Here is a 15,653-nt window from a genome sequence, read left to right on the forward strand (position 1 = left end):
ATGAGAATCTTTTTAATCTTTACATTAACCATTCTTTTCTCGTCGTGCATTAGTACTAAATCTACGATTAAAAATGTTGATAATACAGCTATAAAACCAAAAATATCTAATGGTGCTTTTGAAATTACTGAATATGCTTTAGACTCTCAATATGGCTATGACGCAGATTATCCTATTAATATTGGCCCTCTTTCTGACAGACTTGAAGAGCTAAATATAAAATATTATTTTAATAGACTTGAAGGACCGAATGGGGAAAAAATAAATTATTCAAAAACAGATACATGTTGTCCATTTCCTACTGACACAAACAATATAGGAGCTGGAACATTATCTATATACGAAGTTCAATTTGAAGGAAGTGATAAAAAAGTAATACTTTATTTTAATATATATGAAAAAGGTAAAATAGTATGTCCTAAAGGCTTTACTATTAAACAAAAACAGTAATATATAATTAATTTATTCTTAAAGTAACATAAGTGACCTTCTAAACCTAAGTTTAGAAGGTTTTTATTTTTATCTTTGCACTTCAAAATCAATACATAATGAATTTAGAAAATATTCCTCAAATAAAACATACAAAAAGTGGTAATTTTTTCCTTTTAGCCGGTCCTTGCGCCATAGAAGGTGAAGAAATGGCTATGCGAATCGCAGAAAAAATTGTTACAATAACAGACCAATTAGAAATTCCATACGTATTTAAAGGTTCTTTTAAGAAAGCTAATCGTTCTCGAATTGATAGTTTTACAGGTATTGGAGACGAGAAAGCGTTAAAAATATTAGAAAAAGTTTCAAAAGAGTTTGGTGTTCCAACGGTAACAGACATTCATACTAATGAAGATGCAGCAATGGCAGCAGAATATGTAGATATCTTACAGATTCCTGCTTTTTTAGTACGTCAAACTGATTTAGTTATGGCAGCGGCTGCAACTGGCAAAACTGTAAACTTAAAGAAAGGACAATTTATGAGTCCTGAAAGCATGAAACATGCAGTACAAAAAGTTTTAGATTGCAAAAATGAAAATGTAATGGTAACCGATAGAGGAACTATGTTTGGCTATCAAGACATGATTGTGGATTTTAGAGGGATTCCTACTATGAAACAATATGCTTCTACTGTATTAGATGTTACTCATTCATTACAACAGCCTAATCAAACTATTGGAGTTACAGGTGGTCGACCAGATATGATAGAAACTATTGCAAAAGCAGGAATTGCTGTTGGTGTTGATGGTATTTTTATTGAAACTCATTTTGATCCAGCAAATGCTAAAAGTGATGGTGCAAATATGCTACATTTAGACTACTTTGAAAGCTTAATGAAAAAACTTGTTGCCATTAGACAAACTATTAACCAATTTTAATTCTCAATCATTTTATTACTAATGAAAAAACAATCATTTTTAATGGTTGTACTAACTTTTTGTGTTTTTTCACAGTACGCCTTTTCACAAGAAACAGTTGAAAAACCTGAAAAATACACAGCGCATAATAAAGGGAAAATCTATATCTATTGGGGTGGAAATAGAGAAACTTTCTCTAAATCGGATATTCATTTTAAAGGTGCAGATTATGATTTCACTTTATATGATGTTCAAGCACATGATAAGCCTAAAGGATGGCACATGGATTATATCAATCCAGCGAGAATGACTATTCCTCAAACTAATTTTAGAATAGGATATTTCATTTCTGACCATTACAATATTTCTATTGGATTTGATCACATGAAATATGTAATGTATAATGACAGAAGAGTCAATTATTCTGGCTATTATCCTAATCCTGGAGACTATTATGAAAACCCTATTAATGATCAATTAACACTAACTGAGGATTTTCTTTTGTTTGAACATACTGATGGATTAAACTATGTAAATACTGAGTTTTCTAGAGTAGACGACATTTCAAGTTGGTTTGGATTACCTAATACTGATAAATTTCAAGTTAATGTTACTGAAGGTTTAGGTGGTGGTTTCATTTTTCCAAAAACAAATACAACCTTACTTGGAAAAGATCGATATGATGAATTTCATATATCTGGTTATGGCTTATCTGCAAAAGCAGGATTGAATTTTACGTTTTTTAAACATTTCTTTATTCAAACTGAGGTAAAAGGTGGTTATATTAATATGAATAACATAAGAACTACCAAAGATAAAGCAGATAGTGCTTCACAAGATTTTTGGTTTTTACAAAGTGTATTCACTATTGGTGGAATATTTAGAATTTAAACCTTTCCAAAATATTAAGCAAAAAGCACTCTATAAGAGTGCTTTTCTATTTTTAAACATAAAGTAATTTAGCTTCTTTTAACACTGATATTAAAATAGTATTATCAATTTCTTCTAATTTAAAATACCGTAATGATTTTACTGTGTTTCTATTTTCATCAACTAAAAATTCTTGATTTTCTTTTAATTGGAATCCTTTAGCAAAACCTACATCTACAAATTTTCTTTTATGATTTGGCGCTAAATAACAAAATGGTTTCTTGTTATAATAGAAATAAGGAATTCCCCATTTGAAAAATAATTCTATCTCTGGTAGTTCTTGTTCTATTACTGCAATAATGTGAAATAAAATTTCTTTATATAAATCAGGTTGTTTAAATATATAAGCTTCTGCTGGTTTCATATTTATTCTGTTCCTATTTCTGTAATTTTACTTTTATTTTTTGACCTTGAAATTAATGTACTTCCAAATTTATAAAATTTATAAACCAACCAAAAAAAGAAAAGAAAAACTAGAAATACACCTAAATAATATCCTATGAAATAAGCTAAACCGTTTTCTTCATGTCTTTCATAAAATAAACTATTAATCACACTCAAAATCAGCATTAAAAATAGAAATACACTTATAACTCTAATAAGATAACCTAAAAATATTTTCATTCTTTAAATTTAAAACTTCGTTAATCAATACCATATTTATCTACCAAGTAAAGCAATGAAGTCATTGTAGCAGCTCCTAGTTCTAATTCTCTTTTATTAATAGCATCAAAAGTATCTGTAGCAGCATGATGATGATCAAAATAACGTTGTGAATCAGGTTTTAATCCTGCCTTAATGATATGTTTTGATTTTAAAGGCCCAATATCAACTCCTGCATGACCTATAACAAAACGGTGTACCAAATAAGGTTCAAATAAATATTTCCATTTCGTTATTTTTTCAAAATCGGCTTCATTTGCATCAATTGAAAATCCTCTAGGAGTAAATCCTCCTGCATCACTTTCTAATGCAAAAATATGGTTTTCATTGTTCTTATTCGATAATTCTTCATATTTAAGTCCTCCTCTATTTCCATTTTCTTCATTCATAAACAACACCACACGAATTGTATTCTTTGGTTTATATCCTAATTTTTTAAAAGTGAATAAAGCTTCCATACTTTGCACACAACCAGCACCATCATCATGAGATCCGTCTCCTAAATCCCAAGAATCTAAATGTCCTCCTACAACCATTATTTTATCTGGATTTACAGATCCTTTTATTTCTCCAACCACATTATAAGACAATACGTCTTCGTGAGTTTCACAAGATTGTTTAAAATAAAACTGTAGGTTTTGGTTTTCTTTTAATAAATCACTTAATAAATTAGCTCCATTTGTACTTATTGCTGCTGCCGGAATATACATATCTTTAGGCAAATCTCCATAATTTGTATTTCCTGTATGCGGATAATCATCTATACGCAAAGTCATGGATCTTACAATAACGCCTACAGCTCCTAACTTTGCTGCTTCCCTTGCTCCAGAAGAACGTTGATCTACACATCCACCATAAGCTTTAAAAGTTTCAATATGAATAGGTGTCATAGGTCTATTAAAAAACACTATTTTCCCTTTCACTTTTTCAGAACCTAGTTCATTCATTTCTTCAATACCTCTTACCTCTATAACCGAAGCTTTTAATCCTTTTTTTGGTGTTGCTATAGAACTTCCTAATGCACAAATAGGAACATTTATTTTTTTACCTTTATTTTCTATATAAGCTCGTTCTTTTTCTCCTCTAACCCATTTAGGAACTATAACTTCTTGTAGATAAACACGATCTAATCCTAATTTTTCTAATTCTAATTTTGTATAGTTTACAGCTTCATCAGCAGATTTTGAACCTGATAACCTTGAACCAATGGTATTTGATAAATAATCTAACCAATCATAACACTTAGAGTTTGTTAAAGTTGATTCGTAAATATTTTTCAACATTACTTCATCTTCAGATTGTCCGTATATTGCTAAATTACAAAGCAATAATAAAAAGGTTATCTTCTTCATTTTAATTCTTTAATGGATTACTAGTATTTAGGTTAAAAATATTATAATTATTTCATATTAAATTCAAAATCTAACATATTTAACAAATTAGAAATAAAATTTGTTTTTTTACAAATATTACTTTACTTTGTATTTCAAAGTACTTTAAAATGGAAGCAAGTAAATATTTAAAAGACATACAAGATATTAAAGAAATGATGAGTAAATCTACTCAATTCATTTCTTTAAGTGGTTTATCTGGTATTTTAGCAGGAGTCTATGCCTTAATTGGTGCTGCTTATGTAAATTATCTTATTAACACTCATTATGGTCGTTATATTACTTTGGAAAGTAAAACTTTTAAATTAATTCTTTTAACCGCTTTTATTGTATTGGTTTTGTCATTAAGTACTGCTTATATTTTAACTGCAAAAAAAGCAAAAAAACTAGGTGAAAAAGTTTGGAATCCTGCTTCAAAACGAGTTTTAATTAATTTTGCTCTTCCTTTACTAACTGGTGGAATATTTGCTTTATTATTATTAAAAAATAAACATTACGGATTAATTGCTCCTGTAACATTATTATTTTATGGATTAGCTTGTTTAAATGCTAGTAAATATACTCTAAGAGATGTTCGCTACTTAGGTATTACTCAAATTATTCTTGGCTTAATTGCGGTGGAATTTTCAGGTTATGGCTTGTATTTTTGGGTAATTGGCTTTGGCTTTTGTCACATTCTGTATGGAAGTATTATGCATTTTAAATACGATAGAAAATAGAATGAAAACATTAAAAAAAATAACTTTTATACTTATTGGTTTCTTTATAATTGGTGCTATAATTAGTCTAAAAAAATTATCTAATGAAGTTGAAACTGCTTTTGAGATAATAAACAAAAAGAGTCAGAATACTTATATAAATGGAGATATTATTTTTCAAACGTCAGAATCTGAACAATGTGAAGCTGTAAAAATAGCGACTAATTCAAAATTTTCTCATTGCGGAATTATTTTTATTGAAAATGGGAAAACATACGTTTATGAAGCTGTTCAACCTGTTAAAATGACTCTTTTGAATGAATGGATTAACAATGGAAAAAACAATAGATATGTAGTAAAACGATTAGAAAATGCTGATAAAATACTTACCGAATCTATTTTAAAAAAAATGAAATCATACGGAAAAACATTAAATGATAAAGATTATGATTTGTATTTTGAATGGTCAGATGAAAAGATATATTGTTCAGAATTAGTTTGGAAAATATATAAAGAAGGAGCAAATATTGAATTGTGTAAAACTAAAAAACTAAGTGATTTTAATTTAAAACACCCAGTAGTACAAACTATTCTGAAACAGCGTTATGGAACAAAAATACCTTATAATGAAATTGTTATTGCTCCATCTCAATTATATGATTCTAATTTATTAATAACAGTATTTGATAATTACTAAAATGAAATACCTCATCACCATTAAAAAATACAAAAAATCTCTTTTATCACTATTTGTTCTGTTATTAATTGTAATTAGTATTTCCAATTACACTATTCAAAAGAATGCAAAAAATAAAACGTATTCAACTATTAATTCAATACAAAAAAACAAAGTTGGATTAGTACTAGGAACAAGTAAATATTTAAAAAGTGGTGCTTTAAATTTATATTTTAAATATCGAATTGATGCTACTGTTGAATTATACAAAAACAATAAAATTGATTTTATATTAATTAGTGGAGATAATGGAAATGAAAAATATGATGAACCAACTGATTTTAAGAATGAATTAATAAGCGAAGGAGTTCCTGCTAATAAGATATTTTTAGATTATGCCGGTTTTAGAACCTTAGATTCGATATTAAGAGCAAAACTTATTTTTGGATTAGATCAATTTACTATAATTTCGCAGCAATTTCATAATGAGAGAGCACTTTATTTGGCTAACAAAAACGGAATTAATGCAATTGCTTATAATGCAAAAGATGTCTCGAAACGATATGGAATAAAAGTAAAAATTAGAGAATATTTTGCTCGAACTAAAGTATTTCTTGATATACTTTTTAAAGTAAAACCAAAATTTCTTGGTCCAAAAATTGAAATAAAATAATTAAATATAAAGTAGTGAAAAACATCATTCAAAATATTAATAAAGCCTTTGATCACCGAATTCGTTTAGGAATCATGTCGGTTTTAATGGTAAATGAAAACGCTGATTTTTCAACTTTAAAAGAATTATTAGGCGTAACCGATGGTAATTTAGCGAGTCATGCTAAAGCATTAGAAAATGAAAACTATATTACAGTTGAAAAACAATTTATTGGTAGAAAACCAAACACAAAATATATTGCCACAAAAGAAGGAAAAAAAGCTTTTCAAGAGCATATTGAAGCACTTGAAAAATTAATATCAAACAGTTAAGACTATTTTTTTATTCAACAACTTTGAAATTCAAAGTACTTTACATTAATTATGAAAGATAAAATAATCGAAAAAATGTACGAAATCAGTAAAAAACCATATCAAAAATGGTTTAAAAAAAATGACCCTTGGAAAACAACTCGTGAAGAACTAATTGCGTTACCTAAACAAACATTAGGTTTTCAATTAGGCCATTTCTTAATGCGTTACAATTTTGAAATTCAGGAAAAATTGGAAGATCACGATGTGATTCATGTATTAACGAACACAGGAATTTCTGTAGTAGATGAAATTGGTATGCAATACTATTTATTAGGTAATGGTAAAAGAAGTTTGTATTTATTTATGGTTATTACAACTGGTTTTCTTTTCTATCCTAGACAAAGTCATTATTTCTTAAATCAATATGATAAAGGTAAAAAGGCACATCAATTTTATCATTTAGATTTCCAAAAAATGCTTTCTATTCCTGTTAATACTATTCGAGAATCTTTTAATATTATATAAAATGAAAACGTTATCTAACATCTATTCTACTAATAAAAAACAAAACTTATTTTTACTTTTTCTTTCTCTATATTGCGCTATCTTACTTCTTTTTAGAGCAAAAATTACGCAGTCTATATTCTATTTTTTCTTAATTTGGAATTTATTTTTAGCTGCAATTCCTTATTTGATTTTACAATTTGCCAAACAAAAAATTCAAATATTAGAAAATGTAAAAACTAGGTTTATATTATTTACATCTTGGTTATTATTTTTACCTAATTCTTTTTACATTTTAACCGATTTTGTTCATTTAAAAAAAGGAAAACCTGAATTATTTTGGTTTGATTTGGTTTTACTTTTTTCTTTTGCTGTTCTTGGTTTTTTATTTGGCTTACTTTCATTAAAAGAGTTTAAAAATTATTTTTCGCTCTTTTATTCTAAAAAAACATTGCTCATTATAATACCTACTATTTGTTTTTTAAGTGGTTTTGGAGTTTACCTAGGTAGATTTCTACGATTTAACAGTTGGCACATTCTTACCAATCCTTTTTCTCTTATTCTAGAAGCTTTTCAAACGTTATTCACATCTGAAGCATTATTCTTTTCGGCTCTGTTTGGAAGTCTTATTTATATTACCTTCTTAATTCAAGATACTTACAATGGAAGACTATAATCAAAAAGTAATTTCAGATGGAAATTTAGCTAAAATAGTATTCATTCTTTCTTTTAGCATTGGAACTCTTATTCTAGCATTGTTTAAAATTACAAAGCATGAAACTTTTATAGTTATAGGGTTTTACTATGTAATAGCTGCACTCTTTTTCAATTTCATTCTATTTGTAAATTTAGTTTATGATTTAATAGTTTATAAAACAATGCAACTTTTTCTATTAAAACACATTTTATTACTCTTAATCAATATTCCAATAGCTCTTTTTTATCTGTATTCAGTATTCAAATCGTTTACGAATCAATTATTTAACTTTTAAAAACAATAATCATGGAAAATCAAACACCATCACAAAATCCGAACTCTGTTTCAAAATTCTCTTTTTTTCAAAGTAATACTGCCAAAATGATAATGGTAGGAATACTTTCTTTATTTTTATTAATTCCGTTAAATTTAGTTCAAAGTCTTATTCGAGAGCGTTCTCAACGAAAAAATGAGGTAACGAAAGAAATTACTCAATTATGGGGAAACGATATTCTATTCTATGGTCCTATTCTTAAAGTTCCATACAAAACATATTCTGAAACTGCGGTTGTAGATGATAAAACAAAAGTGACAACTATTCAAAAACAAGCACATTTAGAATATGCCTATTTCTTTCCTAGCGAATTAAATAATAAAACGAATATTGAAAAAGTCGATCAATTAAAAAGAAGCTTATATAATCCTATTGTTTTTAAGGCTAATATAAAGTTTAATGGTACTTTTCAAGATGTTTCATTTGATAAAATTTCGGTTAATGAAGAAGATGTTCTTTGGGACAAAGCAACTATATTAATTAAAACCACTAACCTAAAAAGCATTAAAAGTGATTTAAAAATAAATATTAATACAAATGATTATAGTTTAGAGTCAAAAAGTGACGAAGACAATTATTTTGGTACATTAGAAACAAATTCGTTTGTTTATAAATCAAATGAAAAACTTACTTTTTCATTTGAAATGAATTATAATGGAAGTAATAGTTTACAGTTTATTCCTGTGGGAAAAACGACAACTACATCAATCGATGCAAATTGGGATTCACCTAGTTTCATTGGTAATTTTGCTGCAAGCGACACAACTAAGAAAGTGACAACTAAAAATTTTCATGCTGATTGGAAAATATTGCACATTAACAGACCATTTTCTCAACAATACACTGAAAAAATTCCTAATTTAAAAGGGTATTCTTATGGTGTTAAGTTGATTGAGCCAGTAGATGAATATCAACAAAATGAACGTGCTTCAAAGTATGGCTTTTTAGTTATTGGGCTAACTTTTCTTATTTTCTTTTTAATTCAAACTATTAGCAAAAAAAGTATTCATATTTTCCAATACACTATGATAGGTTTGGCTTTAATCATGTTTTATACTTTATTAATCTCTATCACAGAACATTCTAGTTTCACAATAGCTTATATTATAGCTTCAAGTGCTGTTATTATCATGCTTCTACTCTATTCTTTTTCTGTTTTAAAAGAGAAAAAATTTCCATTCTTCATTAGCATATCTCTTTTAATTTTGTATAGTTTCATATTTGTAATAATTCAATTAGAAAATTATGCTCTACTAGTAGGAAGTATTGGCTTATTCTTTATTCTTGGAGCAGTTATGTATTTCTCAAGAAAAATAGATTGGAATACTAATTAAAAACAAATCATATGAATACACTACATTTTTCGAATGCCTTAAAATTTGCTATCGCTGGAGCAGTTTTAGCATTAGTTTTAATTTCAATATTAGTTTTTACAGTACCAAATCCAAATCCTGAATGGGGCAAATATTGGTACATAAAACCTTTACTTATTACACCCTTTATTACTTCTATTGGCGGTGTGTGCTTCTATTTTATAAATACTAAGAAGACCCAATCCAGACTTTTGAATTTACTTATATTTTTAAGTAGTGTTTTGGTACTCTTCTTCTTTCTTTGGATTGGAACAGTTTTAGGTTTAGATGGTACCCTTTGGAATTAAAAAAATCCTGATTACTACAACGTAATCAGGATTTTATATTTAATTTATAAAAGAAATTATTCTTTATCGTCTACAAAATCTTGTAAATAAGCAAATCGTGGTGTTAATTTACCATTCTCAGTTACTTTGGCTCTTGCCAAAACACCATCAGCATCTTCATTGTAAAAAGCTGGAATGACATGTTTTAAGAACATAACTCCAAATCCTTCACTAGCATCTTTAGGTAATTCACATGGAAGATTGTCAACTGCCATTACCCATATAGCTGCTGGATGAGTCAAAGCTACTTCTTTATGTTCACTTGGTAAATACCCATAAACTGGATTTGCTATTGTACTAGGTTTAATAGTACATGCAATTGGTCCATCAATATCACAAGAAATATCGGCTACAACCTTTAATTTACATTTTGATGATCGTAGCATTTGGTTTGATAAAATAACAGGAGCATCATTTCCATAAAAATGTCCAGCGATAAACATATCTGAAACTTCAGCAAAACGCTCAAAATTAGATTCATATTCAGATGAATTAATATAAAAATCTTTTTTATCTAAAATTTGCCCATCTTTTCTCTTGTTATAATCTAAAACATCAATAAAAGTGTATACTGGTTCTGTATATGTTTTAGTTAAGTAATGCTCTACTGTTACTTGTTTAATTTTCATTGCATCAAGCATTTCCTTTGCTCCATGGGCTACTTTCCCGTTTCCTGTCAATACAATTTTTATATTAGGTAAATGATTTCTTTTTAAACGTTCAATCAGAGCTTTTTGATCTGGCAAATCTTCTGCTTTTGCTAAATTAAATAATTCATATTTCATTCCAAAAGCTCTAATACCGTTATAAGCCCCTACAATTCCCGCATAACGACCGAAACCTATTAACCTACCATTATCTTTATCTACAATGGTTTCATGATCGTATAATTCAATATTCTTTTCTAAAACTGCTCTTAATAATTTCCTGTTATAAGGCTGCTTTTTTATAGTATGCGAAAAGAAAAAGTATTTTTTATTTGGGATTAATGATTCTATTGGCACTTCTTTTACTCCTAATAATACATCACAATCCTCTAAATTTTCTGAAACATTAAAACCTTTTTCTTTATATTTATCATCAGAAAACACTCTAATATCAGAAGATTCAACAATTATTTCAGCTTTTGGAAATTGAGTGATAAAATTAGACAACTCATCTGGTGAAAATACGACACGTCTATCTGGTGGATTTTTACGTTCTTTAATAATTCCGAATTTCATTTGTTAATTTTATATCAAGATTATATTAATAATGTTACAAATATAACTTTATGAATCTCTAAAAACAAGATTGTTTTTTCAAAAAAAACAATGTACTTTTGCGTAACTTTAAAATCATCTTTATTATTATAGATTTTTTTAAATTAAACTTGGGGTCGACTGGTTTTGACAGCGAGTGGAATTGAGAAGTAAGCACGTCGAGAACTGGAACAATTCTCGTTAATAAATGGTTCTAAACTTTTAAACGGCGAAAATAATTACGCTTTAGCTGCTTAATCTGAATTATAGTAAGATTTGCCTAGTCCCAACCAGGTTGGGAAGCTAGATTCACCTCGAAATCCTTGGTTTATGGAGTTTGATTTAGGTGAACCGTAAAAGTAAACCTAGAAACGGTAATGCTTTAAATCCGTTTTGAAAATGTAAAGCTAAGCAAAAAGTGGCTGTTTTTGGTCTTGCTTTTTGTCGAAAATTTAAACAAAAACTAAACGCGTAGAAAGCTCTTCGATTGCTTGTTTGGACGAGAGTTCGATTCTCTCCGACTCCACAAAAAAACCTGTAAAACACTTATTTTACAGGTTTTTTTATTTTCTTCCTCTAAAAAATCATTAACTAAAATCTATTGAAATCAATAACATTATTCTTTTAAATAAAAAACGACATAAACATCAAAAAACTCCTTTTCTCCCCTCAGTTAACTACAAAGAGAAGGTATTAAAAGACTAAACTCACCTTTCAGAAGAGCATTCGTAGGATCAGAAGACCGTAAGAAGCTGTCCCAAGACCATTTTCAGGCTAAAATTGACGTACTAAAAACTTTCCCAATACTTTTAGTAGTGCTAGAAATATAAAAAAAATTAAGTTTGTATCCATACATTCCATTTAGAAGAATAAAAAGCAACCTTTATTAATCAATATTCACATTTAACAGAAGACAGAATATCCCCTTTAAAGTGTTTATTTATATCATTTTAGCTAATATTTAAACTTTTATCAGTAGTTTAGGTACAACAAAACAAATAAATACATCATAGCAATAAACACTACTATACGCATCCAAATTGGAGGCGAATATCTTACGCGATTTTCTAAGTTAGTGATATATTAAAAAGTGCATACACATCACACTTTTTCATTATTACAACCTTTACCAAAAGAATTTGTAAGTCAAGCAATAGATAAATCACAAAGCTATATTGGTCAAACCATAAAAATTGAGATACAACCTTCAACTTTAAGAACATCATCGCCATTTTGTTTAATGGGATAATAACAGAAGTACAAATGATTCGTACTTCGGGAGCAACAGGAGGAATCATAATCAATGACTATAGTCCAACCATTGTAATGGAAGGAACACCAAAAACACAATCTTTGTCAGACGATTCTTTGTCAGATATCATAAAAAAAATCACAGGCAGCTATCCTCAAAGAGAGCTGCAACCGACAGTTGATATAAAAAACGATACAAGTTTGCCTTATGTAGTGCAATACAGAGAAAGTCAATGCTACAGAAGTAAATTATCAGCAGAAAGCTATTCTAAAGAATGATAACCCTGTAGATTGTTAATAAAATATTTTATACGAAAAATTAACACCTAACAACTCCTCACACCATCCTCAAACTCGTTATCCAAACAACGGACTTAACCCTCAACAAATTCCACAAACAAAATTATTGAACATTAATAATTCACCATCAACAATTAGCCTTATTCTACTATCTCAAAAGGCATACCAAAAACTAATAAAAACCTTTTTTTGACCGGTTGTAACTGGTTTTGACTTAATTTGACAGGTTATGACGTATACTGATGTATTAAAAGCGGTTAAATAAGGGTTTTGTTCGGAAGTTGTTCGGAAGCGCTGCGGACGAGTAGTACTAAACAGGCACTTTTTCGCAACAATCTCCGAACGAAACTGCTACCAAACTGCTACCAAACCTAAAAAAATAGTGATTAGTGATAGTGAAAATTAGGAATTAAGAGTTAGAAATGCCTCAAAATAGTGTTATTGATTTTAATGAAAACTGAATGCTTTGAACTTTTCAACTTTGAATTAGAAAAAAATACCCTCGAATATGGTTTCCCATAAGATAACTATTTTTATCTATGCTAAATTTTGGCTTGGAATATATATTCAATTATTCATTTGAAAATAAAAAATTATTTATTAAGAATCATTATAGTTCAGAAAAAGAAAACAGAGCTGAAATTTTAAATATCACTTCTATTATTGGTCAAAATGGAACAGAAAAAACTTCAATATTAAATTTTAAAAAAAATAATTTTGCTGAAGGTTTAGAGTTACATGAACCTATAATTTTTATTTGTAAAGAAGATTCTGTAATTACAATTTATCATACAGAAGAAATTGAGTTTAAAAATGATTTTAGTAAATTTGATTTTAAATTAATAGAATTAAACTACATAAAGAAAAGCTTAAAGATAAAGGTGTAATAGGTAAATTTGGGTTACGGAGAAGAGCAAGTAAAAATACATCATAAAGCGATTATAGAAAAATAGCATCAAAAAGAGAAAAGGATATTTGCAAATACATTTCTTCCCATTCTTGGTATAGTATTCCAATCTGCAAAAGTAGTATACTCACTATCTAATATATTTTCAATTCCCATTTTTAAGTTGAATCTATAACTATTAAAAGTAAAAGTATAATGAGATCCAAAATTCAAAATGGCATAATCAGGCTTTTTAATTTCTCCATAATTTGGTGCATAATGGGTATGCATCAGGTTCCCTTGAACACCTAACTCTGAACTAAATTTTCTTTTCTTAAATTGCATTTTACTCGTATAGGCTAAAGGACTTATAAATGGTAGGTTTTCATTATCGCTCCCCTTTCCATAACTATATACAATTTGATTTATCCATTTTAAATCATTTGTAAGATACATTTCATAATCAAAAACCGATTTTATTAAAGTGGCATAATCTAGAGCATTATACATTTTCACACCATTTGCTCCAATTGTCATAGGTAAAATTGTGGCAGCTGTTGTTCCTATAATGTAATTTGAAATGTGAAAATATGAAGTTGATAATGACGTTTTCAGTTTTGATGACTTATAACGAATAGCAAATGAGCCTTCAATAGATTGTTCGTTTTTTAAATCTGGATTTCCTACATAATCAAATTGATCAAAACTGTTAAACAAATAGAAGCCATATCCTTCTGAAACTGATGGAGCTCTTTCTCCATAAGCTAATCCGAAATTAAATGCAAGCCTCTCTTTTTTCCAATTGTAATTTGAAGCAAAGCTTTTTAAGATTCTGCTTTTAGCAGCATTCATGTTTGGATAAAAAATTCGCAAACTTTCTAATCCAAATGTGCTTTTAACTTCATTAAAGTGATTGCCTAAACTTCCTGAAATTTTTAGAGATGAATGACAGTTAAGCTCGTAGGTATTATCCAAATAAATTCCATTATAAAAAGTAACAACATCGGGCCAAGTAAGCATGAACATTATGTTTTCATTTGGATCACTTGGGTACATTGTCATTTCTGCTTTAGAACGATTGTAAAACGAATTAAAAGTGGCAGAAAAGGTATTCTTTTTTACTTTTCCATTCAAATTTAAATACATACCATACGTATCACTCCAACCCGGCATATCCATATGAATAGGCACATTAGGACGCTTAGTATCATCCATTGTATGTGTAATAGTATTGTAGTAGACTTTTGTTTCTAGTTTGTTTATAAATGAATCTAACGGATTATATTCAAATTTTAATGATGTAATTAAAGCTTCTGCCAAAGACACATCCATAGGTAGCGCAGGATAACCTACATCTGTAGCTTTATCATAAATAACAGCCGTTTCAATATATTTATTTTTATTAAATTGATAGCCAATTGTATTTGAAATATTTAGTTTTCTAAATTGTGAGAACAGTACCTCGTTTTTGTTACCAGATATATAGTTTTCTGCTGTTCTAAACATAACATTGTTGTCTATAAAAAACAAATTATCTGTATAATTCAATGCTGCTCCGAGTATCTTTTGTTGGTTATTAAATTCATATCCAGAATGAACATAACCGTTTATTCCTTTTTCTCCAAACTCACTTTTACTTCTTTTTAAATCAATTGAACCTCCAATAGTTGGACCATGACAGCTTCCACTCTGCCCCGAAGAAATTGCAGCTTCAGAAAGGTTGGAAATCTCAACGTAGGAAGTAATTGGATCCATTTTATCGGTACAAGCTCCAAATATTCTCATACCGTCTATAGTTATCACAGTACGTTCTGAACTCATGTTATTAATATTGGGTTCCCAAGCATAACCACCTCTTTTTATCATTTCCACAGCACCACTTTGCTGCAAATATTCATCTAGTGTAGCCAATGCTTTAAATTGCTTTTGTTCTAATGTTGCTTTTTTCCCAATAAGGAGTATCTCTTTTAATTGCACAGAAGAAAGAGTGTCCTTTTCTTGGGCAAATAAGTTGGTTAGCCAAAATAATAGTAAAACTAAATAATATAATTTTTTCATCTTTTGAGAATAA

General features: G+C 28.5%; 20 protein-coding genes and 1 other RNA gene. 16 read left to right on the forward strand and 5 right to left on the reverse strand.

Annotated elements, in window-relative coordinates; all coding sequences use genetic code 11:
* The 3 genes from LXD69_RS15635 to LXD69_RS15645 all read left to right on the forward strand — a co-directional run bounded on the left by LXD69_RS15635 (position 1) and on the right by LXD69_RS15645 (position 2,237).
* Positions 1 to 450, forward strand: a complete 450-nt coding sequence (locus LXD69_RS15635; protein WP_246916069.1) for a 2-dehydro-3-deoxyphosphooctonate aldolase — start codon at positions 1 to 3, stop codon at positions 448 to 450.
* Positions 451 to 548: 98 nt separating this feature from the next.
* Positions 549 to 1,367: a 3-deoxy-8-phosphooctulonate synthase gene (gene kdsA, locus LXD69_RS15640; RefSeq protein WP_246916070.1), complete on the forward strand. Its 819-nt coding sequence runs from the start codon at positions 549 to 551 to the stop codon at positions 1,365 to 1,367.
* A gap of 21 nt (positions 1,368 to 1,388) precedes the next feature.
* Positions 1,389 to 2,237 carry a hypothetical protein gene (locus LXD69_RS15645; protein ID WP_045971537.1) on the forward strand — a complete coding sequence of 283 codons (849 nt, stop codon included), beginning with the start codon at positions 1,389 to 1,391 and terminating at the stop codon, positions 2,235 to 2,237.
* Positions 2,238 to 2,289: 52 nt separating this feature from the next.
* Here the strand turns inward: LXD69_RS15645 and LXD69_RS15650 are convergent, their stop codons facing one another.
* From LXD69_RS15650 to LXD69_RS15660, 3 genes are read right to left on the reverse strand one after another with little or no spacing between them, the layout of a single operon-like run.
* Complete coding sequence (locus tag LXD69_RS15650; RefSeq protein ID WP_045971539.1) at positions 2,290 to 2,640, reverse strand: DUF1801 domain-containing protein; 351 nt, start codon at positions 2,638 to 2,640, stop codon at positions 2,290 to 2,292.
* Between the two features lie 2 nt (positions 2,641 to 2,642).
* Positions 2,643 to 2,900 carry a hypothetical protein gene (locus LXD69_RS15655; RefSeq protein WP_246916071.1) on the reverse strand — a complete coding sequence of 86 codons (258 nt, stop codon included), beginning with the start codon at positions 2,898 to 2,900 and terminating at the stop codon, positions 2,643 to 2,645.
* Between the two features lie 20 nt (positions 2,901 to 2,920).
* The gene (locus tag LXD69_RS15660) at positions 2,921 to 4,291 is read right to left on the reverse strand and encodes a M28 family peptidase (RefSeq protein WP_246916072.1); all 1,371 of its coding nucleotides are present in this window, start codon (positions 4,289 to 4,291) and stop codon (positions 2,921 to 2,923) included.
* 149 nt (positions 4,292 to 4,440) lie between these two features.
* On the opposite strand from LXD69_RS15660, the gene LXD69_RS15665 reads away from it, so the two are divergent.
* Genes LXD69_RS15665 through LXD69_RS15705 form a run of 9 tightly spaced genes read left to right on the forward strand, consistent with a single transcriptional unit; the run spans position 4,441 to position 9,865 of the window.
* Positions 4,441 to 5,049, forward strand: a complete 609-nt coding sequence (locus tag LXD69_RS15665; RefSeq protein WP_045971544.1) for a hypothetical protein — start codon at positions 4,441 to 4,443, stop codon at positions 5,047 to 5,049.
* 1 nt (position 5,050) lies between these two features.
* Positions 5,051 to 5,725 carry a YiiX family permuted papain-like enzyme gene (locus LXD69_RS15670; protein WP_045971845.1) on the forward strand — a complete coding sequence of 225 codons (675 nt, stop codon included), beginning with the start codon at positions 5,051 to 5,053 and terminating at the stop codon, positions 5,723 to 5,725.
* 1 nt (position 5,726) lies between these two features.
* Positions 5,727 to 6,377 carry a SanA/YdcF family protein gene (locus tag LXD69_RS15675; RefSeq protein WP_246916073.1) on the forward strand — a complete coding sequence of 217 codons (651 nt, stop codon included), beginning with the start codon at positions 5,727 to 5,729 and terminating at the stop codon, positions 6,375 to 6,377.
* A gap of 14 nt (positions 6,378 to 6,391) precedes the next feature.
* On the forward strand, positions 6,392 to 6,688 hold the full coding sequence (locus LXD69_RS15680) for a winged helix-turn-helix domain-containing protein (RefSeq protein ID WP_045971548.1): 297 nt from the start codon (positions 6,392 to 6,394) through the stop codon (positions 6,686 to 6,688).
* A gap of 51 nt (positions 6,689 to 6,739) precedes the next feature.
* On the forward strand, positions 6,740 to 7,195 hold the full coding sequence (locus tag LXD69_RS15685) for a hypothetical protein (RefSeq protein ID WP_045971550.1): 456 nt from the start codon (positions 6,740 to 6,742) through the stop codon (positions 7,193 to 7,195).
* 1 nt (position 7,196) lies between these two features.
* On the forward strand, positions 7,197 to 7,850 hold the full coding sequence (locus tag LXD69_RS15690; protein ID WP_246916074.1) for a DUF1361 domain-containing protein: 654 nt from the start codon (positions 7,197 to 7,199) through the stop codon (positions 7,848 to 7,850).
* A complete protein-coding gene (locus LXD69_RS15695) occupies positions 7,837 to 8,166 on the forward strand; it encodes a hypothetical protein (RefSeq protein WP_045971554.1) in 330 nt (109 codons plus the stop codon). The genes LXD69_RS15690 and LXD69_RS15695 overlap by 14 nt, the downstream gene beginning before the upstream one ends.
* An 11-nt stretch (positions 8,167 to 8,177) precedes the next feature.
* The gene (gene creD / locus LXD69_RS15700; RefSeq protein ID WP_045971557.1) at positions 8,178 to 9,539 is read left to right on the forward strand and encodes a cell envelope integrity protein CreD; all 1,362 of its coding nucleotides are present in this window, start codon (positions 8,178 to 8,180) and stop codon (positions 9,537 to 9,539) included.
* An 11-nt stretch (positions 9,540 to 9,550) separates the two neighbouring features.
* A complete protein-coding gene (locus tag LXD69_RS15705; RefSeq protein ID WP_045971559.1) occupies positions 9,551 to 9,865 on the forward strand; it encodes a hypothetical protein in 315 nt (104 codons plus the stop codon).
* Positions 9,866 to 9,921: 56 nt separating this feature from the next.
* Here the strand turns inward: LXD69_RS15705 and LXD69_RS15710 are convergent, their stop codons facing one another.
* Positions 9,922 to 11,127, reverse strand: coding sequence for an NAD(P)-dependent oxidoreductase (locus LXD69_RS15710; protein ID WP_246916075.1), 1,206 nt, complete (start codon positions 11,125 to 11,127; stop codon positions 9,922 to 9,924).
* A gap of 151 nt (positions 11,128 to 11,278) precedes the next feature.
* Between LXD69_RS15710 and ssrA the strand changes: the two genes are divergently transcribed.
* The 4 genes from ssrA (at position 11,279) to LXD69_RS15730 (ending at position 13,583) form a co-directional block, all read left to right on the forward strand.
* Positions 11,279 to 11,674, forward strand: a transfer-messenger RNA (tmRNA) gene (gene ssrA / locus LXD69_RS15715).
* Between the two features lie 561 nt (positions 11,675 to 12,235).
* On the forward strand, positions 12,236 to 12,394 hold the full coding sequence (locus LXD69_RS15720; protein WP_246916076.1) for a hypothetical protein: 159 nt from the start codon (positions 12,236 to 12,238) through the stop codon (positions 12,392 to 12,394).
* A gap of 14 nt (positions 12,395 to 12,408) precedes the next feature.
* Positions 12,409 to 12,675, forward strand: coding sequence for a hypothetical protein (locus LXD69_RS15725; RefSeq protein WP_246916077.1), 267 nt, complete (start codon positions 12,409 to 12,411; stop codon positions 12,673 to 12,675).
* Positions 12,676 to 13,235: 560 nt separating this feature from the next.
* Complete coding sequence (locus tag LXD69_RS15730; RefSeq protein ID WP_246916078.1) at positions 13,236 to 13,583, forward strand: hypothetical protein; 348 nt, start codon at positions 13,236 to 13,238, stop codon at positions 13,581 to 13,583.
* Between the two features lie 68 nt (positions 13,584 to 13,651).
* Here LXD69_RS15730 and LXD69_RS15735 read toward each other — a convergent pair whose 3' ends face one another.
* Complete coding sequence (locus LXD69_RS15735) at positions 13,652 to 15,640, reverse strand: TonB-dependent receptor domain-containing protein (protein WP_246916079.1); 1,989 nt, start codon at positions 15,638 to 15,640, stop codon at positions 13,652 to 13,654.
* Between the last annotated feature and the right edge of the window lie 13 nt (positions 15,641 to 15,653).

The sequence above is a fragment of the Flavobacterium sediminilitoris genome (assembly GCF_023008245.1).
Classification (GTDB): Bacteria; Bacteroidota; Bacteroidia; order Flavobacteriales; family Flavobacteriaceae; genus Flavobacterium; species Flavobacterium sediminilitoris.